The following is a 25,596-nucleotide window of genomic DNA, read 5'->3' on the forward strand; positions in this document are numbered from 1 at the left end:
GTTGAAATGGCGGCTATAGGCTACAAATGCATGGACAGATTGGGGTAGCGGTGCAATAAGCGCGTGACCGCGACCAAACATGCATGACGCTCCATCTTGCCTGCTGAATGGGTAAAGGTGAATAAGGAAGGCATTATCAGTGCAGCAAAATGCTCATCGGCCAATCCCACATCACGGAACGTCTCAATCAAGGCCAATTTTGCTTGGCTGGCAGGTATGGGTTTGGGCGAGACAGTTTGCTTTTGGTCTGTCGCCACGTGTGTTTTATCAGTGCGCTGTGAGTAACGGCTTGATTCATGCTTTTGCGTGCTTACGCGATTGTCGCCTTGTGAGTTGCTCAGTCGTCCTGGTGGCAACTCAAACAGTCCACGTTTTAGGAGCATTAATAACTGATTTAAATCGGCAGGGGGATTGGTGGACCAATCACTTGGCTGGGCGTGGCTTGTGTTTTTTGTGTCAACGTCATCAGCTTGAGATTTATAGTATTGATCGGCTGGCTGCCAATGTGGTGAGACATGGCGCGTCTTATAATGTTGCCAAAGCATGGTCACCGCTGCATAGCGTACTTCACGATCAGTGCTTTGACTGAGTATATAAAGCGCCTGTGGGTTCTGAAATTGGCGATGACGCTGTAATAATGTCATGCCCAGTTGTCGCGCCCGTCGTTTTTTGCTGCCAATGAATGTGTTGAGCATGGTCTCGTTTAATTTTTCTGCAGACACATGATAAGCGCGATTGCTAACAGATGGGGCTGCCAATAGTGCTCGCTGTAATAACTGCGTGACCTCTGTATAAGGAGACTCTGCCATAATCAGCCACAACGTCGGAGTCGGGGACCATCTTGCCAGTTCATACTCTGTCAATAAAAGTCCAAAGTTGCGTAGCGCTTGCTGACTGCTTTGTAATAAAGGAATGACGCGTTCCGCACTAAAAAAAGAAGCAGGAATAATGGCATCCGGATCGACAGGTCTGTCCGTCAATGCCATGCAAATCTGTTCATGGTGATGGCTCAAATAATGGATAGCAAGCTCACTGATGGGAGCAGTAGGGTCATCAACCGCCATTGCCCACAATACTTCAGAACCTGCCATGGTGTCGTCTTCGGATACTGCGCGCGATTGTCCGGTCAGCATCTGCAAAAACGCGGTTTCGGAGATAATCTTGAGTGTTGCTCCTGCGGTGATCAACTCTTCGGCCTTGAGTTGCTTGCTGCCTTTTCGACCTGCACCATACAGAGGCGAGCCTTCATCGCCAATCACTAGATAGTCCAGTTTATTATTAACGGCACTACTGATAGCGCCATTGGCGGCTTTGACCAGTTTTTCAGCGTCGCCACGGCTCATGCTTTGCATTTTCCCAGTGAACAAATAGCGTTGACCAGCCAAATCAACCTCAGTATCAGCGACAGCGATGTGTACTTCTTGGTTTATGTTTTCTTCTGAGAGTGTGTTCTGATTAACTAAAAAATCAGCAGGTAGAAAGCCTTTATTGATACGCTCAATCGCAAATTCGCGGTAGGCTGTCTGCTCGCTGCGTGCAAGTGTCATTAGCCAATCAAATGTCAATTGCGTTGGCGCAAACCTTCGCACATCAGCGAGCCAGCCACGTACGGTATCTGCCAAATAGTCATCAAAGGCTAAGTTTTTTTGCCATTGTTTGACCGTATCTGAGTTCAAATGATGATTTATGTCATCATGACCATGGCTATAATTGGTGAGATAAGGAGAGGTTTTGAGCTGCACCACCTCACTACTGCTATGCCAATCAGGTTCATAGGCGAGGGTATGCCAATAACTCATGTCCATCTTGGCTGCTGATAAAATATCTTCATTAATCCAATCAATGATTGTCTCTTGCGCCAGTGGATGCAGCAATAAATATTGCCAAATTGTGCTATCGATATGGCTTAAATCAAGGCGTTTGAGTTCTTGCAGCAAAAACTCCATGCACAGCAACGCACTGTCATTATTATCAGAGGTGTCCAGCTGTACTGCTAAACGAATAAAATAGTCACTGCCAAGCTCATGCGCGCTATATAACTCAGGCATTCTGCGTACGGCAAAGCGTGTGCTGTAGCGCTGATTGCTGGTCAGTCGCGCAAAAAACCATTCAGCAGTCAGATCACGACGTGTGAAGTGTTTACTAAGTTGCTCGGCCGCAATACGATGGTGATAAATCGTATCTAGTAGTTGCCCCCAACCTGATACCCCGACATCAGTGACAGGATTGCGACTTAAAATAACATTGATTGCAAAGCCACGAACCGGCTCGCAATCTGAGATTGCCAGTAGCATCAGCTCAGATAATGGCAGTGCTTGGGCATAGCTTTTAGCATAATCGATGGCATACTGATAGGCGGCAGGATATTTTGAATGTAATAACTTGAGCACCACTTCATGTAATCCAAGTGTCATAAATTTAGATTTCTCAAAATTCGGGGATTGCTCAATCAGCCATACAATCGTCTCATCGCGTGCCTGACTGTGTGCATAGCCTGCAGATAGGTATTGAATGGTTTGGCAGCTGACATCACGCAGCTGAATCTTAAAATCATGCTTTAAGCTGTCAGTCGCAAACTGCCGTATGGCTTCATTTTTAGCCGTGGCCAGCAGTCTGATAAGTGGTGCAGTATCACGTTGCCACGCTTCTTTAAAAGCGCGGCCCTTGCTATCAAATAATTTGCGTGGTGTATGGCTATGAAAGCGATTGACACCATAATCAATCGAATTATGAAAACAAATATGATTGAGCACCCAGCTATTAAGCTGCGGCGGCTGGCCGACTGTCATGGCTTCATCATAGCTGGCAAGTACAGAGACGGCTGCGTCGATATAGCCAGTAGGCATCTGTTGCCCAAGTTTACGCAGATAGCGCCATGATCTGAGGCTCATATAGGTTTTGGTGGCAAGACTGACAGGGTCTCGTGCGCTTTTGTCAAAACGATGCAAATCAATTTTGGCAGCAATAGACGCAAAAACCTCATAATCTTGCTCATATTCTGCCACTTTATAAATATACTTTAACCCTTTCCAAACGCCATAACTTAAGAGCAGCTCGTTAATCGCTTGCTTTAAAATAGCCCGTGAATAAGCACTTTTTTCTTCCCAAAGCGCGATTAAGATCAAGTAGATTTTGTAGCGATCAGGAAGGGAGTATGTGCCTTCATCTGCCTCTAAAGTTGCAATCATAGCCACGCGCTCTGCAAACTGTACCTCAGGGTGCTGCTCACGGAACGAATAACTCATTACCTTATTTAAAAATCGCTCAAATGTCAGCTCGTCACCTGGTATCGGCGACTCAGGTAACGGATCGGGCTGCTGAGCTAATAAACAAAGCTTTTCGACCAAGCTTGGGTCTTGTACCTGCCAAGCATGCTGGATTTTTTTGAATGAAAGGCTCATAGAGGTTTGCCTTAATAATAATGGTGTCAGCGAATGTTATTTTGTAAGCATATAAAAGCCTATTTGAGAATAAATATCAAGAACTTTTGTCAATCAAAAAATAGAAACACGACACTGAATGACGCTCAAGCAAACAAACATAATTGTGCGACACTATATGACGCATGCGTATCAAAAACTGTAATTATTAAACAAAGATTGATTGACAGCCTAATTGAGATTCAGGCAAAATAGGGACGTTGTGAGATTTAGCGTTTCGCCATTCTTGGTGAAGGACGATGCTGCGTCGTCCACGAGTCAAGCCATTACATTTTACCCAAGGAAGACTGTTTCAGTCCTGCTAATACCTAGATAACACCTCTAGTGTCATTAGCTCGCTGGCGCAACCACGCAATCGTGGTTGAGCTAATGCACTAGAGGTGTTATCTAGGTGCAGTCCAGTGAGTCTTCCATGTACCAGGTTATGAGGTAGATTACACAACACCGAATGAGACATCGTAATGATGGCATTCAAGACGTTAAACCAAACCCAAATCAGTATATGTACTGACTTGGGTTTTTTATTGCCTCTGTTATGGTAAATTTACTGAAAAAATAGGCGATAAAATGCGTAAAAATAAGATTTAGTTAGTTAAAGGGCCTGGGCTTATTATAAGGTAGTCTATAAGTGGATTCTGAGCACCCATTGCTGAGTAATTCATGTTATTAGCTATTAGCAGCAATTGATAAATATGATTTATGTATGAGTAGAGGTCACATAAATGAAAGCGACTGAAAATAGTGAGAACTCAAAAATTGAGATATACGAGAGTGCGGATGGGAAAGCACAAGTAGACGTACGTTTTGAACAAGAGACGGTTTGGCTGTCGCAAGCACAAATGACCGAATTGTTTGGTCGTGATCAGTCCGTTATCTCACGTCATATTGCCAACGCTATGAGCGATGAAGAAGTATTTGAAAAAAGCAATATGCAAAAAATGCATATTGCAAATGCTGATCGACCCGTGACTTTTTATGACTTGGATGTGGTTATTTCGGTAGGTTACCGTATTAAATCGCCGCAAGGTGTACAGTTTAGACGGTGGGCAACCCAGCGCTTACGTGAATACTTGGTGCAAGGATATACGCTTAACCAACAGCGCTTTGATAAAAACTCTGCCGAATTACAGCAAGCGTTAAACTTAATCAAAAAAACTGCCCAAAGTCCTGAGCTGAACACGGATGAAGGACGCGGCTTAATTGAAATAATCAGTCGCTATACACAGACATTTTTATGGTTGCAACGCTATGATGAAGGTCTGTTAGATGATCCAGCAGGACAGGAGGGCGGCGTATTACCCAGTCCGACTGAAGCGATGACAGCGCTCAATGATTTAAAATTGCAATTAATAGACAGAGGCGAGGCGACGGCGCTATTTGCCAAGCCTCGTGGCGATGGCTTGAGTAGTGTGCTTGGTAATTTAGAGCAAACGGTGTTTGGCGAGCCTGCTTATCCAACGATTGAGAGTAAAGCGGCGCATTTATTGTATTTTATGGTGAAAAATCATCCTTTCGTTGATGGCAATAAGCGCAGTGGTGCTTTTTTGTTTGTAGATTTTTTACATCGTAATAATCGACTGTTTAATGAGCAAGGTGAAATGGTTATTAATAATACGGGGCTTGCCGCATTAACGTTGCTGGTCGCTGAGTCTGACCCGAATCAAAAAGAGACGTTAATTAAATTGATTATGAACATGTTGTCGCTGGAGGTTTGATAGGCAATATTTAACCTTAGTAATAATAAAAGACGTATATTGAAAACTAAAAATAGAGGAAATCCAACATGTTCAGCATCATAAAAGACTGGCGCGATCAGCGTATATTGGACAACAGCCCATTTACCGCGGAAGACTGGACGCAAGCGGCTGAGCGTATTGTCATACTTGATAGATTGGATCAAGACGAGCTAAGCCGCCTATTTGATTTAGCAACCTTATTTTTGGATGATAAGTCGATCACTGGCGCTCAAGGTTTTGAGATTACTGACGCTGTTAGGCAGTCCATCGCCTTACAAGCGTGCCTGCCCATTTTAAACCTCAGCCTTGAGTGGTATGCTGGCTGGTCGTCGGTCATCATTTATAACGGTTCATATAAGAGCGACAGTACTACCGTAGATGAATTCGGCATTGTCCACGAGGGTCAGCAACACCGTAGCGGTGAAGCATGGCAGCGTGGTCCCGTCATTCTGTCATGGAAAGATGCCAAGCACTCAGGCGAGCGCGACGGGCATAATGTCGTGATTCATGAGTTTGTGCATAAACTTGATATGCTTAATGGTCGCGCCAATGGCTTTCCGCCGCTGCAACCAGATATGGATCCCGCTAGGTGGACTGAGGTAATGAGCCGTGATTTTGAAGACTTCCAAACCCATCGCAAGTCAGGACTTGATCGTTATGGTGCAACCAATCCAGCAGAGTTCTTTGCGGTGCTTAGCGAGGTGTTTTTTGAGACACCGCAAAAGCTGGTGGACGCATATCCTGATATTTATAACATTATGGTTAAGTTTTTTCGGCAAACGCCACTTGAGACAAAGTCATAAAACTCGGAATATATCATTTATTGAATATAATACAGTGACAATCAATAGAAAAGGGCGGTGCGTCACATGCAATGTGTTGCCCTTTTTTAATAAAAAATCAACGGTTTATACTTTTAATCAAACTGTCCATGGGTCATTAATAATGGCGACTAAATAGCGCTTGCCTTGATACTCATCAAATACCAGACGCAGCACTCGCCAATCCATACCCGAATATTGCTCAGTTCCTGCATAATAAAACTCAACCACATCTGAATTTTGATATATTTTCTTTAAATTATTGATAGAGTTGCCATTATTTTTAAAGTCATTAATGCCTATACTCGCGTTATTGAACTTTTTAGCATTTACCCAAGTGTCCAAGTAGGTAGGTAATGGCTCGATTAAAAGGTCACCAGTACCGTCTTTTTCGCCCCATGTGAAGCGGATTTTTGACTGTTGCAAGTATTGAGCATATTGTTCACGACTAAAAACTTTGTCTGTTTCAGGCCGCACATAAGCATACATTGATAAACGAACGCCACGCGTTGGATGAATGTCATTGGTGATACTGGCATAGTCTTTATTAGCGAGCGTACGCTGGATACGTAACGCTTGTTGTCTAAGGGCTTGTTGACTCATATCAGAGACAACGGCTGTTGATGAGTTTACCTTGGCTGGATTGAAAATAGTCGCGTTAGGCTTAGCAAAAGACTGACAACCTGTTGCCACCAATAAAAAAGACAAAAATCCGCCAGTAGCCAATTTAAAGGAATGGGCTTTGAGTGTAGATAATGTCGTCATAAGTATCCTTATCGCAACGGTTGGCGATATAATCATTATTGTGAATATATAGGGTTTTTAATTGATAAACCTGAATGATACGATAATACAGCAGAGTCAGCATATGGGTATGATGTAATAGGTCATGATCCTCATATGATTTAGGCTCGTAGAGAACGCCATGACGATATATCACTCACTGACGCTGTTATTGACAATGGGACTAGTCGCTACTTATCCGGTCATGGCGGATAGTATAGCGCCGGCACCAACGATGACTGCGATGAAAATAGCCACCATTACCAAAATGTATCAGCAAGATATCGATAATGAAGGTATGGATAATCCTACGGTATTGCAGCAATATGCTAATACTGAATTACAAGCGGCTATGCAAGCTGAGCGAGATTATTTTGATCAAACGCAAATGTCCTGTCATGTGGGTTACGATGTGTTATGGAACTCGCAAGATCCTGATTACGAACAAGACAAACAGTTTGCGGTAACTGAGCAAGGATTGGTTCAGGTAAGCTTGGCAAAAGGTAGCCAGATCTATTATGAGTTGTCGTGTAGTGATTCTGATGGTAAGGCTGATTGCCAAGTGGCAGATGTAATTTTGGATAACGATGGTAGATCTTTACGAAAGCATTTGCTAGAAACGTGTCGTTAGCAGAAAGCCAATATAATTAAGCAATATGAATGGATATGACTCAACCTCCAAACCCGTTGGTTTGTTTTCGCATAATGTATATTATGTTAAATAAGGTTTGTTTTACGATGTTATATCCTAATTAACATTGGCTGGTTAATTTTATTCTTTTAACTAAAAGTCTATGGCTTTGTACGGTACGCTATAGCTTTCCATTTCCAAAAAATTCGGTGACGCGCTAGCGATTTCATCACTCTTTGTTTTGATAAATTTACCGAGATACTTATTTTACGCGCCTGATTCAATATCACCTCCCTTCAATAAATACTCAATTACTAACATATCAGTATCAATCGTTAAGTGTTTTGGCTTTACTATGGTTTTAAAGGTAATGGTGAGTCATGGTTTCTGCTATATATTGCTCTATTAAAAACGGCGATAATATGTTTAGCTTAAGCTTCGCTAATAAAAACAACCCACACATTAACAATAGAAAAATAACTTATGATTACTTTACACGGTTTTGCTGCGAGCAACTATTACAACATAATAAAACATACTCTGTTATATAAAGAAATCCCATTTCAAGAAAACCTTATATTTACTGGTAGCGATGAGCTACTTGCTGTCAGCCCAATGGGCAAAGTGCCTGCTATTACAGCGGCTGACGGCATTAGTCTGTCAGAGTCGAGTGTCATTTGCGACTTCATTGAAGAGACCTACCCTGCCATACCGCTGTATCCTGAATCGGCTACAGAGCGTGCAGCTGTGCGTCAAATTATGAAAATAGCAGAGCTTTATTTTGAATTGCCAAGTCGTCGCCTGATTTCTTATGTTTTTTCAGGCACCGATGCGCCTGATGCCCTCAAACAAGAAGTACGTCAAGTGCTCGCCCGTGGCATTCCTGCTTTAAATCGCTTATGCCATTTTTCACCTTGGATCGCAGGTAAAGAGTTCACGATGGCTGACATTTATGTTCATTATGTCAACGCTATTGTCAACGTCGTTGGCTCGACCCAGCTTGACTGGGATGTGTTGGCAGAGATACCAGGTATGAAAGAATGGAGTAAGACTATGAGACAATCTGACATTGGCCAGAAGATAGAAGCAGATCGCGTAGCAAGTATGCCCAAATTTATGACGCATGTGAAAGCTCAGATACAAGCAACGCAGTCTAAATAATGTAAGTGTGCCACATATCTCATCATTCGCTGGAGCAAAAAATTATGACCGATAAAAATATCCAACTGGTTTCAACCATCAGTGACGACAACAAACTAACACTTAGCTTACAAGATATCGGGATGCCGCAGCCTGGTGCTGACGAAGTCGTCGTCCGCATTGAAGCGGCACCGTTGAACCCATCTGATTTTGGGGTAATGTTTAGCGCGGCTGATATGTCAACTGCTGTACAATCAGGCACTGATCAAAACCCTATTATTACGGCTGATGTTCCTGCCAAAGTCATGCCAGCACTCAAAACGCGTGTGAATAAGAACACGCCTGTGGGCAACGAAGGCGCTGGCACGGTGGTAGCAGCAGGCTCATCGCCCGCAGCAGAAGCATTAATGGGTAAAATGGTGGCTGTGATTGGCGGCGGAACCTATCGTCAATATCACTGCGTCAATGTAAGAAACTGCCTAGAATTAAAAGAAGGTACAACGGCTAAAGAAGCCGCCTCGTCTTTTGTAAATCCACTTACCGCATTAGCGATGGTCGAAACCATGCGTGCTGAAAGTCACAAGGCCATCATCCATGCGGCAGCAGCGTCTAGCCTCGGTCAAATGCTCAACCGCATCTGTATGGCCGATGGTATTGATTTGATCAATATCGTGCGTAAAGAAGAACAAGAAAAATTATTACGTGATATGGGCGCAAAATATGTGGTTAATTCAAGCAGTGATGCGTTCATTGGAGATTTAACGGCAGCGATTGCCGAAACAGGTGCCACTATTTCATTCGACCCTATTGGCGGTGGTCAATTGACCAGCGATATTCTGAACTGTATGGAAGCAGCCATCACTCGTGATGTGGAAGAATACAGCGTTTATGGCTCAAACACGTTTAAACAAGCGTATATTTATGGTGCATTAGACCGTGGCCCTATTACGCTGAACCGTAACTTTGGTTTTGCGTGGGGTGTTAATGGGTTCTTATTGTTCAATGTACTTGGCAAGCTCGGCACCGAGACGGTCGCATCGATGCGCAAACGCGTGGCAGAAGAAATCACCACTATATTTGCCAGCAGTTATACGCATGAAGTCACACTGCAAGAAGCGTTGCAGTTACAGTCAATTGCTGCTTATGGCAAACAAGCGACTGGTGAGAAGTATTTGATTACGCCTCAGAGATGATAATGAGTTAAAAAAAGCCGTTTTGAAATAAAAAAAGCAGACATCGAGTGTGATGTCTGCTTTTTCCATATGCGACTCTCTTTTGAAGAGCATATGGCAAAAGGCGATGTGTAGTTCTTTACGCTAGTCATCGGTTTCTCGGTACAAGGTGCTCTGTGACTCTTGTCTAAAATCCTCGTAAGTGATGGCTGCCTCAGTATTCGATTCGTCAGCGATGGCAGGCGCAGTTTTAGGCATTTCTACTACTACCACGTTATTAGTGACAGCATTCTGATCCTGATTGGTTGCGCTAATATTGCCCTGTTGCGCCTCTACTGCCAAGTTATCGGTAGAGCTGGCATCAACAGAAATCGGATTGTCTATCGTACTCGTTGGCTGCGCTGTACTAGTAATGACCGGACTGGCAGGTTCAGTCGCCGCAGGAACAGCTTTCTCTGTTGAAGTTGATAAAATACCAGTAAAAATAAGCGTTACGACAATAATAACAATCAATAATGAGCCAAAAATCATACCAATGATGAGTGGTTTTTTGCTACTCGCGAGCTTATCTTGTGATGGTATTGATTCTTTGACGGCTGACTGTATTGGTGACTCTTGAGAAATCACGCTAGCACTGTCTGGTATGTAAGTATTTTCTTTAGTATCAGCTAGCCCAGTGGTTTTATTGGTAGGAGCGCCATAACTGCCATCAGATCCAATATTAAATGAAGGTTCATTTAAATGACTGTCTTGCGATGATATGTGTGCATCTGGTAATAAGTCTCTACTTACCTGTGTTTCTTGAGCTAAAAAATCAAAGGGCGCATCTGTTGCCTCCAGCCCTACTTCTCTACCCGTGTCTTGACCTGAGAACAACTCAAGCTCGTTTGCACTCAAAGGCTCAAAAGCAGATGAATTCAAGGCAGATGAGTTTTTAGCATTTTCTAACGGTTCGACATCATCAGTCTCACTATTATTGCCATCCTCATTCTGAACACGACTGATAAAGCGTTCGTAGATGTTATTGTTAGTAACATTGCGTGATTTTTTACTGGAAATTTCAGCCCATTTTTCCTCAAAATCCGTTTCAAAGTCGTTTTTTTTGTCGCTCATAGGATGATACCAAACCAGTGTATGGGACTGGCCTTAAATGATTGCCAAAATGACGTGATACCTATCCCAAAAAAATATGATTTGCAGTGTCAAACTCATGTAACCTATCAAAAACAATACTGATATAGGATTTCTTGACGACTCAAAATTTTGGCAATGGTATGATGATGTTTCTTGCTAAAATGTAACCATTGTAACAATGCTGTTGGCAAACAATATAATTGCTCGTCTCATTATCTTCAAGCACAATTTATTTTATCGTATCAGTATTTGTAAAATATAGGCAAAAAACATGGATTTAAAACAGCTGAATGCGTTTATTGCCATTGCAGATTTGCGCAGTTTTAGCGCGGCTGCAACCAAGACAGGGTTATCACAGCCCAGTCTGAGTCGTTTGCTTAAGCAGCTTGAGACAGAAATGGGAGTAGAATTGATTGACCGTTATCACAGACCGCTGCATCTGACCGAGGCTGGCGCGTTTTTTTACGACAAAATCAGTACCATATTGACAGAGATTGATACCGTCACCAGCATGGCTCAGCGGTTATCAGCACCAAGCAGCGCGCTAAATATAGGCTTTGTACCCTCAGTGCTTTATGGTTTGCTGCCTGAAATCATTGCCATGTTAAAGCAAGCCAGCCCCAATATTGACGTCACTCTCAAAGACATCAGCTCCTATCAACAAATGGATGCGCTCAAATCTGGTGAGATAGATATTGGTTTTGGGCGCTTTGCTCATCAAGACCCTTGGATTCAGCAAATATTGCTTCGCCATGAGCGTTACGTTGTGGCATTGCCAAAATCCCATCCGCTAGCTCATGTACGTGAGCAGCGCTTGATAGATTTGGCGAACAATCGCTTGATTTTATATCACCAAACCCATTTGCCCATATCGGCTGCTGTGACACAAGCACAGCCAACAAGCGATAAACTGGCCACGCATACAAACAGCCACCGTGTAACCAACGAGCCTGTATCGTTTAGCGCACCTATCACTGAACCCTTATTGCATTTGTTTGCACAATACGGTATTTCACCATTTATGACCACGACAGTGAGTGACTTACAAGTAGCGCTCGGCTTGGTGGCAGCTGGCGAAGGAATTACGCTGGTCCCTGCCAGCCTTCAAACCGTGCGTACCGAACAAATCAGTTATCAACGCTTGGTGCATGAAAACGTCACCTCCCCTATTTATTTGCATACCTTAAAAGACTTTGTCCATCCAAAAATACCCGATCTGCTCACTGCTATCTATCATGTGTATGAGCAGCGCGGGATTACCTATCGGCGTCAGCAATTTACTTAACAATCAGCATATCTAAATATTGACAGCCATTATCAAATTAATAGCGCTAATAGATAGTAATTGTTAATAATTTATAAACAATAATTCGATTCATAATGATTTATTGGCTTAAGTACGCAAAATAATGATTATCTTGTCTCATTATAGGTGTGCTAAAGTCGCTGCTAAACGTTTCTGTTTTGTTTATTTATTCTCTTGTTTCTTAACCTATTATTCTAGTGGCAGACAGCCTATCACTGGTCAGTGATAGGCTGTCGCTTGATATAATTTGAGGTATTTATGACCACACAACGAACACAGAACCTTGATAGCGCTACCAGCCAGGAAGGCTTTAGTTGGCGCATCTTTGGTCCAGGTATTTTGATGGCCACTGCTGCTATCGGTGGCTCGCACTTGATTTCCTCAACGCAGGCCGGTGCCATCTATGGTTGGCAGTTGGCGATTATGATTATTTTGGCCAACGTTTTTAAATATCCGTTTTTTCGTTTTGCCACCGACTACGTCTACGATACAGGCGAGAGTTTGATTGCAGGTTATGCCAAACGCTCAAAGGTTTATCTGTGGGTCTATTTCATTCTATCTATACTATCAGCCGTCATTAGTACAGGTGCCGTATCGCTGCTTGCTGCGGTGATATTGGGCTTTATGTTACCTACCTCCCTTGCCTTATCGACGATAACTCTGTCCTTAATCATCGTGGTTGTGTCGTGGTTTTTTCTGATTGCGGGACATTATAAGCTGCTCGATGGCGTGACCAAGTGGATTATGATCGCCCTGACAGCAGCCACGGTGGCCGCAGTGGTTATTGCTGCTGGCAAGCCAACCGTCATGGCAGTGGACTTTGTTGCCGCCTCGCCTTGGAATCTCGCCACATTAGGATTCATCGTGGCACTGATGGGCTGGATGCCAGCGCCACTTGAGTTTGCCGCGATTACCTCTATGTGGACGTCGGCCAAGGTTAAAGCCGATCACACCACGCACCGTCAGGGCTTACTTGATTTCAACGTTGGTTACTTGGTTTCCGCAATTTTGGCGTTGTTTTTCTTGGCGCTCGGTGTGTTTGTTCAGTATGGCTCAGGTCAAGAGATTGAGCTGGTGGGCGGCGCGTATGTTAATCAGCTGATTAACATGTACACCGCGACCATTGGTGAATGGTCGAGATTGCTGGTCGCCTTCGTCGCCTTTATGTGTATGTTTGGCACCACCATCACTTGTGCGGACGGTTATGGCCGCGCCAACGCTGAGTGCTGGCGTTTGCTCAAAGGTGAGAGCGAGATCAATAAAAAACAAATCGCTTTTTGGACGACTTATGCCATCGGTGGCGGTTTGGTGATTATCACCTTCTTTACGGGTCAATTAGGCGCTATGTTGAAGTTTGCGATGGTATCAGCATTTGTGTCCGCTCCTATCTTTGGTTGGTTGAACTACACATTGGTCAAAAGCCATAAAAAACTGTCCGTTGGTATGAATGCCTTGTCTATCGCGGGTTTAATCTTCTTGACAGGTTTTGCATTATTATTCCTAGCCAATCTTGCCGGTCTATTTGGTTAAATGTGTTTGTTTAAATAATACGCTGCTGAAATAAACTGTCTTCCTTCAAATAAAAAAAGCCTTTGTCGCCTCGCTACAAGGGCTTTTTTCTGCCTAAAAGATAATAACAATGGGCAACCACTTACCCTTTATATTTGTAAATAAATGTAAAAAAATACATGCCTAATACCTTTATCGTTTTAGCAATTTGAATACTGGCTCTTACGAATCATTGATAATTGGATAGCACTATTCAATTATCAAATAATATTAATATTAATTAAAAATAAATTAAATAATACTAATTATTGATAATGAAACGTTGCTTTGCAATGATTGATAATTGCGTATAATCGATGACAATAACGAGAATAATCACCCCTCCATGTAAGGATTACGACATGACTTTAGCAACGGCTGGTGCTCGCTTTCGCAGTGCCCTGAAACAAAAAAACGATAACAATCAACCGCTACAAATTGCGGGCGCGATTAACGCCTATACCGCGATGATGGCAACGCAAGTCGGTCACCAAGCACTATATCTCTCTGGTGCAGGCGTCGCCAATGCCTCATTTGGCCTGCCTGACCTAGGTATGACCAGTTTGGATAATGTCTTAGAAGATGCACGTCGCATTACCGATGCCGTAGACACGCCGTTACTGGTCGATATCGATACAGGCTTTGGTGGCGCTTTTAATATTGCTCAAACCATCAGAAAAATGGAAAAGGCAGGCGTGGCGGCGGTACATATCGAAGACCAAGTCTCACAAAAACGCTGTGGTCATCGCCCTAATAAAGAAATCGTCAGTATCTCAGAGATGGTCGATCGTCTAAAAGCCGCGCTAGATGCCAAAACTGACCCTGATTTTGTGGTAATGGCACGTACTGATGCCTTATCCGTTGAAGGACTAGATGCCGCTGTTGAGCGCGCTGTTGCCTTTGCTGAGGCAGGCGCTGATATGATCTTTGCCGAAGCCTTAACCGATATCGAGATGTATCGCAAGTTTACAGAAGTATTAGATATTCCCGTGTTAGCCAATATGACTGAGTTTGGTCAAACCGATTTATATACCACCGAGCAATTATATGGCGTGGGTGTCGATATGGTGCTGTACCCATTGTCAGCGTTTCGGGCAATGAACAAAGCAGCATTGAATGTCTATCAGCATTTAATAAATGATGGCACGCAAGAAAAAGTCGTTGATACCATGCAGACCCGTATGGAGCTATATGACTTCTTAAACTATCATGAGTTTGAGCAAACGCTAGACAAATTGTTTGCCGATAACAAATAAGTATTTCTCACTTCACTTTAACCAACCTCTAAAAAAGCCACCAATAAAAGGATTTTAATCATGGCAGCACAGAAAGAACTTTCAGGCGCAGGTCTTCGTGGACAAGTCGCTGGTAAAACCGCACTCTCAACCGTCGGAAAATCAGGCTCTGGTCTGACTTATCGCGGTTATGACGTGTCGGAGCTGGCGGACAAATGCATTTTTGAGGAAGTGGCCTACTTGCTACTTTATGGCAACTTGCCAACGCAAAGTGAGCTTGATGCTTATCAAGCCAAGCTAAAAACCCTGCGGGGTCTGCCTCAAGCGCTCAAAGACGTGCTTGAGCGTATTCCTGCCAGCGCCCATCCCATGGACGTATTACGTACGGGCTGCTCGATGCTTGGTAACCTTGAGACCGAGACAGACTTTGCCGAGCAAAATGATCAAACCGATCGCATGTTGGCGGTGTTCCCATCCATTATCAACTACTGGTATCGCTTTACCCATGACAACGTGCGTATCGAGACAGAAACAGACGATGAAACCATTGGCGGTCATTTCTTACATCTGCTAAAAGGTGAAAAGCCAAACGAGCTACACACCAAGGTCATGAACGTCTCCCTTATCTTGTATGCTGAGCATGAGTTTAACGCCTCAACTTTCACCGCTCGCGTGTGTGCGTCTACGCTGTCTGATATCCATTCTTGTATCACAGGCGCGATTGGCTCACTGCGTGGTCACTTGCATGGCGGCGCGAATGAGGCGGCGATGGATATGATTGAAGGCTTTGGCTCAGCGGATGAAGCTGAAACCGAGATGATGGCGATGCTGGCACGTAAAGACAAAATTATGGGCTTTGGTCACGCTATCTATAGTGAATCAGATCCGCGTAACGTGGTCATCAAAGAATGGGCTGAAAAATTGGCCGCTGACGTTGGCGATACCGTGCTATACCCTGTCTCAGTACGCTGTGAAGAAGTCATGTGGCGTGAGAAAAAACTGTTCTGTAATGCTGACTTTTTCCATGCATCGGCCTATCACTTCATGGGTATTCCAACCAAACTGTTCACGCCAATTTTTGTGTGTTCGCGCTTGACTGGTTGGGCATCACACGTGTTTGAGCAACGTGCCAACAACCGTATCATTCGCCCAAGTGCGGAATATATCGGTGAAGAATTGCGTGCTGTGCCAGAGATGAGTGCGCGTCAAGTTAATATTAAATAGAATTTAGTTTGTAGGATGTGCCATGCGCATCCTACCATTAGCTTAATTTTTTTAGCAAAATTGAATTTTATATTGATAAACGATTTTGCTAAAAAATTTACCCCTTTTTTTCTCCTATTCAAATTAGCCAACCGCCAAAGGTGACTTATGGACAACGCTCTAGTACAGCCAATGAACGATGAATTTAAAAAGCCCTTGCCCGGCACTGACCTTTATTACTTTGACACACGCGCAGCCATTGAAAATATCGAAGCGGGCGCGTATGACAAACTCCCGTTTTGCTCAAAAGTATTGTGTGAAAATTTGGTTCGTCGTTGTCCACCAGAAGATTTAACGGCTGCACTCAAGCAGCATATAGAGGGCAAACAAGACTTAGATTTTCCTTGGTATCCTGCCCGCGTCGTTTGTCATGATATCTTGGGACAGACCGCCTTTGTAGATTTGGCAGGTCTACGTGATGCCATCGCTGAGCAAGGCGGTGACCCTTCTAAAGTCAATCCTATTGTGCCGACCCAGCTCATCGTTGACCACTCACTAGCCGTTGAACATGCCGGCTTTGAAGAAAACGCTTTTGAGAAAAACCGTGCCATCGAAGAGCGCCGTAACGATGACCGCTTTCACTTCATCAACTGGTGTCAGTATGCCTTTGACAATGTCAACGTCGTGCCACCCGGTAACGGCATCATGCATCAAATCAACCTAGAAAAAATGTCGCCTGTCGTCCAAGTGGTACAGAATAAAGCCGGTGAGTCAGTTGCGTTTGCTGATACCTTGGTCGGTACAGACAGTCACACGCCAATGGTTGACGCATTGGGTGTAATCTCCATTGGTGTTGGCGGATTAGAGGCCGAAAGCGTCATGCTAGGTAACCCATCCTACATGCGCCTGCCAGATTATGTTGGTGTCAAGCTAACGGGTAAATTGCAGAAAGGCATTACGGGTACGGATTTGGTGCTGGCCATGACGGAGTTTTTGCGTGATGCAGGCGTGGTTTCGACTTATATTGAATTCTTCGGTGAAGGCGCACGCCAATTAAGCGTTGGTGACCGCGCTTCTATCTCCAATATGACGCCTGAATATGGCGCAACGGCTGCGATGTTCTATATCGATGAGCAAACCATCGACTATTTACGTCTGACAGGTCGTTCTGAAGCGCAAATAAAATTGGTTGAGCAATATGCCAAGCAAACAGGACTATGGGCTGATGGTATGGAAAACGTGGAATACGCGCGCGTGCTTGATTTTGATTTGTCAGCGGTCGTCCGTAATATGGCAGGGCCGTCGCGTCCACATGCACGCGTATCGACCACCGATTTAGTTGCCAAAGGCATCGCTCATGGTGCTGATGAAAAACTCCCTGAACCAAAAGATGGTCTCATGCCAGATGGTGCGGTGATTATTGCGGCCATTACCAGCTGTACCAATACCTCTAACCCTCGCAACATGGTGGCTGCAGGTTTGGTTGCCCGTAACGCCAATGCCAAAGGCTTATTGCGTAAACCTTGGGTAAAATCCTCACTCGCGCCCGGCTCAAAAACGGTCAAAATGTACTTAGAAGAAGCAGGTCTCATGCCTGAGCTGCAAGAGATTGGCTTTGATGTGGTTGGCTTTGCTTGTACCACGTGTAACGGTATGAGCGGTGCGCTTGACCCTGATATTGAGCAAGAAATCATTGACCGTGATTTATTCACCACGGCGGTACTGTCTGGCAACCGTAACTTTGACGGTCGTATTCATCCTTATGCCAAGCAAGCATTTTTAGCATCACCGCCACTCGTTATTGCCTATGCCATCGCGGGTAACATTCGTTTTGATATCGAAAAAGACTCACTAGGTAAAGATCAAAATGGCAATGACGTTTATCTAAAAGACATCTGGTTCGATGATGACGAAGTGGATGCGATCGTTGCCAAAGCGGTGAAGCCAGAGCAGTTTAACGCCGTCTACATCCCGATGTTTGATGAAGCCAAAAAAGATACAGGTAAAGCATTAAGTCCACTCTATGACTGGCGTGATCAGACCACGTATATTCGCCGTCCACCGTATTGGGAAGGGAAAATGGCGGCGATGAATAAACTCACTGGTATGCGTCCGCTTGCCGTATTAGGTGACAACATCACCACCGACCATTTGTCACCTTCTAATGCGATTTTGGGGGATTCTGCTGCTGGCGAGTATCTCGATACCATGGGTTTACCAGCGGAAGACTATAACTCTTATGCTACCCATCGCGGCGATCATTTAACCGCCCAACGTGCTACGTTTGCTAATCCTAAACTGCTCAACGAGATGGTTCGTGATGGCATTGATGGTAGGCATGGCAACGTGATTCAAGGCTCGCTGGCACGTGTAGAACCAGAAGGTCAGGTCATGCGCATGTGGGAGGCGATTGAAACCTACATGAACCGCGAACAGCCGCTTATCATTATCGCGGGTGACGGCTATGGTCAAGGCTCAAGCCGTGACTGGGCAGCGAAAGGCGTGCGCTTGGCGGGTGTGGAAGCGGTCGTCGCTGAGGACTTTGAGCGTATTCATCGTCAAAACTTGGTCGGCATGGGCGCGCTTCCATTGCAGTTTGAAAAAGGCACGACGCGAAACACGTTGGCTATTGATGGCACAGAAGTATTTGATGTCACCGGTGAGGTTTCTGCTGGCGGGCTGATGACTTTGGTCATTCATCGTACGGATGGTAGCACCACTGAAACGCCCATCATCTGCCGATTGGATACCGCTGATGAAGTCAAAATGTATAACGCTGGCGGCATGCTACAGCGATTTGCTAAAGAGTTTATCGAAGGGACGTTAGATATTGTTTAGGTTGTTTAAGGTTTAGCATGACAGGCAAGCAAGTATAAAAGCGCCGATGTTGTATAGCTTGGTTATATGACATCAGTTTTTTCGTTGATAGTAACGGATATTTGTATGATACTTTATAGAAGTTATTACTAAGAGAGACTCTATGAAAATTATCAGCTTTTCTGAAGCAAACAGAGACTTTCAAGCTGTCTTAGATACAGTAAACGATGGTAATGATATAGTTTTTATAAACCGTCAGAATGATAATGATATGGTTGTCATGTCGCTTGTACAATAGCTTGATTGAGACACTTTATTTGTTAAAGTCGTCTGCTAATGCAGCTCATCTAGCGACGTCTATCGCCCAGTATCGAAATGATCAGATTCAGAAGAATCTCTATGCTAAAGTATCAATTTAACGTCGCGATAAAAATTTTCGTGTGCCCCTACCATTAATAAAGTCAAAACCAATTCACCATCATCAATTTGATAGGCTAGTAGCGTTAACTGCTTTACCATTTTAAACTTATAAACACGTACAGCGGACAAGTCACCTGCCTTCTGTGTACCTAGATTAGGGTCATCAACGATGGCACGTATAGCGTCATCTAAATCAGACTTTTGGTTTTTATGTAATTTTTTAACGGCTTTTTTAAAACTATGTGATTGAACAATACTTAAAGATGGCTTCATTATTTTCCCAACATAAACTATCCAAATTCGAAAGGCTCAACCATACCAGCATCGACTTCTGCTTTGGCAATTAATAGCTGGCGCACAAATTCATAGGATAGGTCAGGATTATCTTCCATAATTTGACCGATAGTCGCCCAATGTTCAATTTGCTTTGGTGGTGTACGATGTTGAGCTTTTGCAATTGCATGCGCTTTGTCGACTAACGATCGATCAAGTCGGATACTGGCTGTTGCCATGATATTCTCCTAAATAAGTTAAAACTCAGCAAGTTATACTGTTGTAGCATTTTACCACAATTATTAGATATTACCGAATCCCATTCTGATAAATTGAAAAAGGACTTTCTATAATGACCGAATCAAATCAACCTTTCGCCCCGCAAATCTCCATCCCCGCTACCTATATGCGCGGTGGTACTTCAAAAGGCATGTTCTTTAAATTGTCTGATTTACCAGAACGCTGTCAGCAAGCAGGTAGTGACCGTGACAATTTCTTATTGCGAGTCGTCGGTAGCCCAGATCCCTATGGTAAACAAATTGACGGTTTGGGTAATGGTACGTCTAGCACGTCAAAAACGGTTATTTTGTCACCAGCGGATAGCGATGACCATGATGTCAACTATCTGTTTGGACAAGTGAATATTGCCAAGCCTATGATTGATTGGGCGGGTAATTGCGGTAACTTGACGGCAGCGGTTGGCGCTTGTGCCATCAATATGGGGCTGGTGGATACCGCTAAAGTGGCAAAAAGTGCGGAAAGCGGTATTCTCGAAGTACGCATTTGGCAAGAAAACATCGGCAAAACCATCATCGCCCATGTGCCTGTATATACGGACGCGCAAGGTAAGGTTCACGTCCAAGAAACGGGCGATTTTGAATTAGACGGCGTCACTTTCCCCGCCGCTGAAGTCAAAATTGAATTTATTGATCCTGTCGATTCTTCAAGTGATATGTTCCCTACGGACAACCTGGTCGATGACTTTGATGTGTCTGGCTGTGGCTTAGAGACCGATAGCGTCAAGGCGACCTTTATTAGCGCAGGTATTCCAACCATCTTTATGCGCGCAGAAGATTTAGGGTTTACAGGGACTGAGCTACAAGGTGATATTAATAGCGACAGCGATTTACTTACCAAACTTGAGACAATCCGTGCCAAAGGCGGTGTCGCTATGGGACTGTTCCAAGACATAAGTGAGGCTCAAACCAGCCAGCACATTCCTAAGCTTGCTTGGGTAGCCCCTGCCCAAAGCTACAGCGCTTCTAGCGGTAAGGCGGTTGAAGCCAAAGACATTGATCTAGTCGTGCGTGCCATGAGTATGGGGCAATTGCATCATGCCATGATGGGCACAGCAGCCGTCGCCATTGCCGCCTCAGCCACCACACAAGGGACATTGGTCAACGAAGCCGCTGGTGGTCAGGCGCTGAACGAAGTACGTTTCGGTCATCCATCTGGCACATTATTGGTTGGCGGAAAGACAGAACTGATTGATGGTCGCTGGCAAGCCAAAAAAGTGTCGATGAGTCGCTCGGCAAGGCGTATCATGGTCGGTGAAGTGTTTGTGCCAGCGGATTCGTTTTAATAATTTGGAAATTTTAATATGATTGAAGATACATATTTGAAGGAACAACTCAAAGAGTCATTCCTTATTATTGATTCTTGTTTAAAGTCCTATTATGCAAACGAACCATATATGTATAAGCCTCTTGCAGGTCAATTACGGATTCTATTTTGTGATTCAAATAGAAAAAAGGATAACTCTTTGCTTCCAAGGGTTTTCCCAGATATAAAACTAAACGCCTTAGAAGATATAAACTGGGATGAGAATGAGAGTTCTTCTGTACAGATAATTCAGAATTCTAGCAATACTAGCAGAATTGCAACGATGCCTTTCGAGTTGATGCAATATACTAATGGATTAGTAATTCCAAATTTTATATTCGCTAATCAAAAAAAATGATAGATATACCAACATGGGTTGAACAGTATTTAACTCACCATCCTACAACTTTACAAGTTAGAGATGTTATCAGAGATATAGCAGATAAAGGTGGTGGTGCTCATGTAGACTCTAATCCTTCAGCCAAGCAACGATACATGAATAAGATGACACCTTTTGGCCGTCAATACGGAGAAATGTTTATTATAGCCATGGCTAGACTAGCACAACGAATGGGAGAAGATATTTTTGACTATAAAGGCTTTAGACCTTCTGCTGAGTTGAATTTTGAAGCTTATATGTCATATAAATCAGTAATAATGGCTCATAGTGACTACTCTAATGCGATTACAAATAACTTAAAGAAATAGATAAAAAACTATAGTTTTAGTAGAAATTAATTTTTTTATCTAATGTAATAATACGTAAACTAATTATGCCAACACCTTCCCAGACACGCCGCGCACCCTTAGACAAAAAACCGCCGCTCAAAAAAACGGAGCGGCGGGCTTTGCTATGGGATATCCTCAAAAAACTTGCCGTCTTTGCTGCACCTTACAAGACGTTGATTATCGCTACTCTCATTTTGACAGTGCTTGGCTCATTTACCGCGCAGGTCAATGCCTTTGTGCTGCGATATGCTGTCGATACCTTAACCAAAATCGCCACCTTGTCCGATCCTTGGGCGGCTGGTGTACGCATGTTAACGATCATCAGCGCGGTGTTATTAACCAAGGAGATACTGTCGATATTTATCTCATTTGGCCAACGATTTTTTGGTGAAAAAATCCGTATCAATCTGTCTCGGGATTTATCACAAAAAATCATCGAGCGTATTTTGACGTATCGCATGGCATTTTATACCAGTAGCGAGAATGACAGTGGTAAACTGCAAACCCGTATCGACTTGGGCGTGAGCAGCCTGACGACCTTAGTCCAAAACTTCTTTATCGACATGCTACCGTTGTTTGCCAGTGCGATTGTCTCGCTCGTTATTATGTTTTCGACCAATTTTTGGATTGGTCTGGTCGGTCTTATCATCATTCCGATTTACTTTTTTATCAGTCAAAAACAAGCGAGACGTTTGCAAGGGTTTCGTCGGCAGATGCGAGGGTTTCGAGAAGCCAAAAGCGGTTTGGTGATTTCGATCATTAACTCTATTAGTGTGGTCAAATCCTTTGTTCGTGAGCCTATAGAGGCCGAAAAACACCTCGCCATTCAAAAAGACATGACTGACAATCAGCTGCGTATTCGTAGCATTGGTTTTATTTATGATGCAATAAAGACCTTTATTGAACAAATTGGTGTGGTTGTGATTATTTTGCTCACCTCTTATTTTGTGTTAAAAGGCGAGATGACCATCGGCATGATTTTATTTCATGTCATGCTGTTTCAGAACGTCGCTGCCCCTATCCGGCAGCTGCACCGTATCTATGATCAAATCAATAATGCGCTGACTTATGCTGAAGGGTTTTTTGATATTTTAGAAGATGACGAGCAAGTTGAAAATATCAATGGCATAAAAAACCCCGATCTTAAAGGTCATATCGAGCTTAAAAATGTCGATTTTACCTATCCCAATGGCACACAGGCGCTAAAAGACGTCAGCTTTACCATCAAGCCCAATCGCATTACTGCGCTAGTCGGTTTGAGCGGCGCTGGCAAGAGTACTATTATTAGCCTATTGGTAAAATTCTATGAGCCAGATGCGGGCAAGATTTTGTTAGATGGGCGTGACCTAGCCGACTGTGACACCCATGAGTTACGCCAGCGTATCGGTTTGGTGCTACAAAGCAATCATATTTTCTCAGGGACAATCAGTGAAAATATTCGCTATGGTAATATTGAGGCAAGTGACGAAGATATCATTGTCGCTGCCAAAAAAGCCTCCATTCATGACCAAGTCATCAAACTGGCGAATGGTTATGAGAGTACGGCAAAATCCCTGTCTGGTGGTCAGCAGCAGCGTATTGCGCTGGCAAGGATGTTCCTAAAAGATCCGCCCATTGTGTTTTTGGATGAGCCGACCGCCAGTCTCGATGCCATCGCCAGTCAACAGGTCAAAAAAAGCCTAGATTTGATCAAAAAAGACCGCACAGTGATTATGGTTTCGCATAACATCGCCCAAATCATTGACGCTGATGACTTAGTGGTGATCGAAAACGGTCAAGTGGTCGAGAATGGCACGCATGAGGAGCTGTATGAAAAAGGTGGGAAGTACTTTGAGATATTTAGTGCCATGTCTGATAGTTTGAACTTGGACAAGATCAGTCAAACTATCAATGGTTGATAGACGTTTATATCGTTATAATGCCATTCATTTGCAACACCTCAATGTTTCATCTCTATCAATTAATGAATCATCAATAATCGATTTGCCAAAAGCTGCTGAATTATGACCTGTGAATTTTCTATCAAAACGTTTGATGAGCTGACCTCAGTTGATCTTTACCATATCTTAAAAGCGCGCTCACAAGTATTTGTGGTCGAACAAAACTGCCCTTATCAAGACATGGATGAAGTGGACTTTGATTGTCTGCACCTTGTCGCTCATCAAAATGAGGCTTTGGTGGGTTATTGCCGCATTATTCCGCCTGAATTTAACAAGTTAAAATCCAATTTGTCTGTAGCCGATCCTACTATTAAGGCTAGCAATACCGACATGTCTGCCATTGGTCGTGTGCTCGTACTGCCAGAGCACCGAGGTGAGGGTTTATCAAGGCAAATGATGACTCATGCCATCGCGTATTGCCGTAAGAAATATGGCAAAAAACGCCCTATTATCATCTCTGCACAAGTCTATTTGCTCAGCTTTTACGAGTCTTTGGGCTTTGTGCCGGAAGGCGATCATTATCTTGAGGATAATATTGAGCATGTAAAAATGGTTCTGCACGTTGCCAAAAAAACCAAAGTGCGCAAAGAGCAAACAGGTACGGCCACCACCGCGACCAAAGTCATCAGCTTTTTGCTGTTTATTATGGCCGCGCTGTTTATTTTGGGTCTGCTGTACTTGATGATTTAAACAGTTGATGAATTAGCTGGCTCGAACGTTTTTTATGTCACGCAGCAAACCGTTACTGTCTACTATTATTGCCCACTACCACGGTATAGACTCACCTGCCCAATCAACGAAGCTACCTGATTGTGCGCCTGTCATACGGCTTAGCACTTCTAATAAGCATTCGGCACTATAGGCTGGCGAGAATAAGTGTCCGTCAGCCACGTTGCCTTGAAACGGTGCTGACAATTGGGTATTTACCGTACCCGGCTGCATGACCACGACGCACACGTCTTTGAGTGATCTGCTCCACTCGATACTCAGATTTTTCATACCCATATTCAACGCCGCTTTACTCATCCGATAGCTGTACCAACCGCCCAGCTGATTGTCACTGATACTGCCCACACGTGCCGATATCGTCGCAAAAACGGCTGGATGGTCATTACTACGGCAAGCGCTCGCCAATAGTGGTTTGATGTGTTTGGCAATGAGCAAGCTTGCCAACGCATTTACTTGCATATTCTGCAAAAAAAACTCAGTCTCAACCTGACGCAGCGCTTTCTCTGGTTGCTGCGTTGCCGTGTGTAATAGCCCTGCACAATTGATGACCCAGTCAATATGAGTGGCTTTTTGACGAATGACATCAGTCGCTTGTTTGATGCTCTGTTCATCGCAGATGTCCATGGGTATCCAGTGCAAATTGTCCGCGGCAAAATCAGGCACATTTTTATGATACGTCGCAAAAATTTGGCGGTTGTCTTTTTCACTAGAGCTTTCGCTAACTGTATCGCCATGATTGGTCGTGCTGTCTACTAACTGCTCCACCATGGCTCTGCCGATGCCACCCGTACCACCGATAATTAGACACGTTTTATGATTCATAACGATTCCTTTTTTTGATTATTGTTAACGGCGTCTTATGAGATTTGTCATTAATATCGTCCTGTTATGACCAATTTTGGCGTATTTTTATCAGATTTACCATGACAAAAAGGTA

Annotated in this window: 22 protein-coding genes; 16 read left to right on the plus strand and 6 right to left on the minus strand. The window is 43.8% G+C overall.

Features of this window, described 5'->3' with window-relative positions; all coding sequences use genetic code 11:
• Nucleotides 1–20: 20 nt before the first annotated feature.
• Nucleotides 21–3,401, minus strand: a complete 3,381-nt coding sequence (locus M917_RS13180) for a BRCT domain-containing protein (protein ID WP_021815376.1) — start codon at nucleotides 3,399–3,401, stop codon at nucleotides 21–23.
• Between the two features lie 761 nt (nucleotides 3,402–4,162).
• Here M917_RS13180 and rhuM point away from each other — a divergent pair.
• Together rhuM and M917_RS13190 are read left to right on the plus strand one after the other, a co-directional pair.
• On the plus strand, nucleotides 4,163–5,155 hold the full coding sequence (gene rhuM, locus M917_RS13185) for a RhuM family protein (protein ID WP_021815377.1): 993 nt from the start codon (nucleotides 4,163–4,165) through the stop codon (nucleotides 5,153–5,155).
• Between the two features lie 68 nt (nucleotides 5,156–5,223).
• Complete coding sequence (locus M917_RS13190; protein WP_021815378.1) at nucleotides 5,224–5,979, plus strand: M90 family metallopeptidase; 756 nt, start codon at nucleotides 5,224–5,226, stop codon at nucleotides 5,977–5,979.
• A 117-nt stretch (nucleotides 5,980–6,096) separates the two neighbouring features.
• On the opposite strand, the gene M917_RS13195 is transcribed toward M917_RS13190, so the two are convergent.
• Nucleotides 6,097–6,762 (minus strand): hypothetical protein, encoded by a 666-nt coding sequence (locus tag M917_RS13195; RefSeq protein ID WP_021815379.1) that lies wholly within the window; start codon nucleotides 6,760–6,762, stop codon nucleotides 6,097–6,099.
• Between the two features lie 160 nt (nucleotides 6,763–6,922).
• Between M917_RS13195 and M917_RS13200 the strand changes: the two genes are divergently transcribed.
• From M917_RS13200 to M917_RS13210, 3 genes are all read left to right on the plus strand, one after another.
• Complete coding sequence (locus M917_RS13200; RefSeq protein ID WP_021815381.1) at nucleotides 6,923–7,411, plus strand: hypothetical protein; 489 nt, start codon at nucleotides 6,923–6,925, stop codon at nucleotides 7,409–7,411.
• Between the two features lie 483 nt (nucleotides 7,412–7,894).
• Nucleotides 7,895–8,572 (plus strand): glutathione S-transferase family protein, encoded by a 678-nt coding sequence (locus M917_RS13205; protein ID WP_021815382.1) that lies wholly within the window; start codon nucleotides 7,895–7,897, stop codon nucleotides 8,570–8,572.
• 44 nt (nucleotides 8,573–8,616) lie between these two features.
• Entirely contained in the window at nucleotides 8,617–9,744 is a 1,128-nt protein-coding gene (locus M917_RS13210) for a zinc-binding dehydrogenase (RefSeq protein ID WP_021815383.1), read from the plus strand.
• A 123-nt stretch (nucleotides 9,745–9,867) separates the two neighbouring features.
• Here M917_RS13210 and M917_RS13215 read toward each other — a convergent pair whose 3' ends face one another.
• A complete protein-coding gene (locus tag M917_RS13215; RefSeq protein WP_021815384.1) occupies nucleotides 9,868–10,836 on the minus strand; it encodes a hypothetical protein in 969 nt (322 codons plus the stop codon).
• Nucleotides 10,837–11,128: 292 nt separating this feature from the next.
• Between M917_RS13215 and M917_RS13220 the strand changes: the two genes are divergently transcribed.
• The 6 genes from M917_RS13220 (at nucleotide 11,129) to M917_RS14570 (ending at nucleotide 19,264) form a co-directional block, all read left to right on the plus strand.
• On the plus strand, nucleotides 11,129–12,142 hold the full coding sequence (locus M917_RS13220) for a LysR family transcriptional regulator (protein WP_021815386.1): 1,014 nt from the start codon (nucleotides 11,129–11,131) through the stop codon (nucleotides 12,140–12,142).
• A 279-nt stretch (nucleotides 12,143–12,421) separates the two neighbouring features.
• Nucleotides 12,422–13,693 (plus strand): NRAMP family divalent metal transporter, encoded by a 1,272-nt coding sequence (locus tag M917_RS13225; protein ID WP_021815387.1) that lies wholly within the window; start codon nucleotides 12,422–12,424, stop codon nucleotides 13,691–13,693.
• 380 nt (nucleotides 13,694–14,073) lie between these two features.
• Nucleotides 14,074–14,967, plus strand: coding sequence for a methylisocitrate lyase (prpB, locus tag M917_RS13230; protein WP_021815388.1), 894 nt, complete (start codon nucleotides 14,074–14,076; stop codon nucleotides 14,965–14,967).
• A 60-nt stretch (nucleotides 14,968–15,027) separates the two neighbouring features.
• A complete protein-coding gene (prpC, locus tag M917_RS13235) occupies nucleotides 15,028–16,170 on the plus strand; it encodes a bifunctional 2-methylcitrate synthase/citrate synthase (RefSeq protein ID WP_021815389.1) in 1,143 nt (380 codons plus the stop codon).
• Nucleotides 16,171–16,317: 147 nt separating this feature from the next.
• Complete coding sequence (gene acnD / locus M917_RS13240; RefSeq protein WP_021815390.1) at nucleotides 16,318–18,987, plus strand: Fe/S-dependent 2-methylisocitrate dehydratase AcnD; 2,670 nt, start codon at nucleotides 16,318–16,320, stop codon at nucleotides 18,985–18,987.
• A 142-nt stretch (nucleotides 18,988–19,129) separates the two neighbouring features.
• Nucleotides 19,130–19,264 (plus strand): type II toxin-antitoxin system Phd/YefM family antitoxin, encoded by a 135-nt coding sequence (locus M917_RS14570; protein WP_021815391.1) that lies wholly within the window; start codon nucleotides 19,130–19,132, stop codon nucleotides 19,262–19,264.
• 104 nt (nucleotides 19,265–19,368) lie between these two features.
• Here the strand turns inward: M917_RS14570 and M917_RS13250 are convergent, their stop codons facing one another.
• Both M917_RS13250 and M917_RS13255 read right to left on the minus strand, forming a co-directional pair.
• On the minus strand, nucleotides 19,369–19,659 hold the full coding sequence (locus tag M917_RS13250; protein ID WP_021815392.1) for a type II toxin-antitoxin system RelE/ParE family toxin: 291 nt from the start codon (nucleotides 19,657–19,659) through the stop codon (nucleotides 19,369–19,371).
• Between the two features lie 17 nt (nucleotides 19,660–19,676).
• Nucleotides 19,677–19,898 (minus strand): TA system antitoxin ParD family protein, encoded by a 222-nt coding sequence (locus tag M917_RS13255; protein WP_021815393.1) that lies wholly within the window; start codon nucleotides 19,896–19,898, stop codon nucleotides 19,677–19,679.
• 113 nt (nucleotides 19,899–20,011) lie between these two features.
• On the opposite strand from M917_RS13255, the gene prpF reads away from it, so the two are divergent.
• The 5 genes from prpF (at nucleotide 20,012) to M917_RS13280 (ending at nucleotide 24,620) form a co-directional block, all read left to right on the plus strand.
• Nucleotides 20,012–21,241: a 2-methylaconitate cis-trans isomerase PrpF gene (gene prpF / locus M917_RS13260; protein WP_021815394.1), complete on the plus strand. Its 1,230-nt coding sequence runs from the start codon at nucleotides 20,012–20,014 to the stop codon at nucleotides 21,239–21,241.
• An 18-nt stretch (nucleotides 21,242–21,259) separates the two neighbouring features.
• Entirely contained in the window at nucleotides 21,260–21,619 is a 360-nt protein-coding gene (locus M917_RS13265; RefSeq protein ID WP_040642816.1) for a hypothetical protein, read from the plus strand.
• The gene (locus tag M917_RS13270; RefSeq protein ID WP_040642817.1) at nucleotides 21,616–21,969 is read left to right on the plus strand and encodes a hypothetical protein; all 354 of its coding nucleotides are present in this window, start codon (nucleotides 21,616–21,618) and stop codon (nucleotides 21,967–21,969) included. The genes M917_RS13265 and M917_RS13270 overlap by 4 nt, the downstream gene beginning before the upstream one ends.
• 65 nt (nucleotides 21,970–22,034) lie before the next feature.
• Nucleotides 22,035–23,888 (plus strand): ABC transporter ATP-binding protein, encoded by a 1,854-nt coding sequence (locus M917_RS13275; RefSeq protein WP_021815396.1) that lies wholly within the window; start codon nucleotides 22,035–22,037, stop codon nucleotides 23,886–23,888.
• A 105-nt stretch (nucleotides 23,889–23,993) separates the two neighbouring features.
• Nucleotides 23,994–24,620: a GNAT family N-acetyltransferase gene (locus M917_RS13280; RefSeq protein ID WP_021815398.1), complete on the plus strand. Its 627-nt coding sequence runs from the start codon at nucleotides 23,994–23,996 to the stop codon at nucleotides 24,618–24,620.
• A gap of 75 nt (nucleotides 24,621–24,695) precedes the next feature.
• Here the strand turns inward: M917_RS13280 and M917_RS13285 are convergent, their stop codons facing one another.
• The gene (locus M917_RS13285; protein WP_021815399.1) at nucleotides 24,696–25,481 is read right to left on the minus strand and encodes an SDR family oxidoreductase; all 786 of its coding nucleotides are present in this window, start codon (nucleotides 25,479–25,481) and stop codon (nucleotides 24,696–24,698) included.
• Nucleotides 25,482–25,596 lie beyond the last annotated feature (115 nt).

Origin of the sequence: Psychrobacter aquaticus CMS 56 (assembly GCF_000471625.1) — a bacterium.
Taxonomy (GTDB): Bacteria; Pseudomonadota; Gammaproteobacteria; order Pseudomonadales; family Moraxellaceae; genus Psychrobacter; species Psychrobacter aquaticus.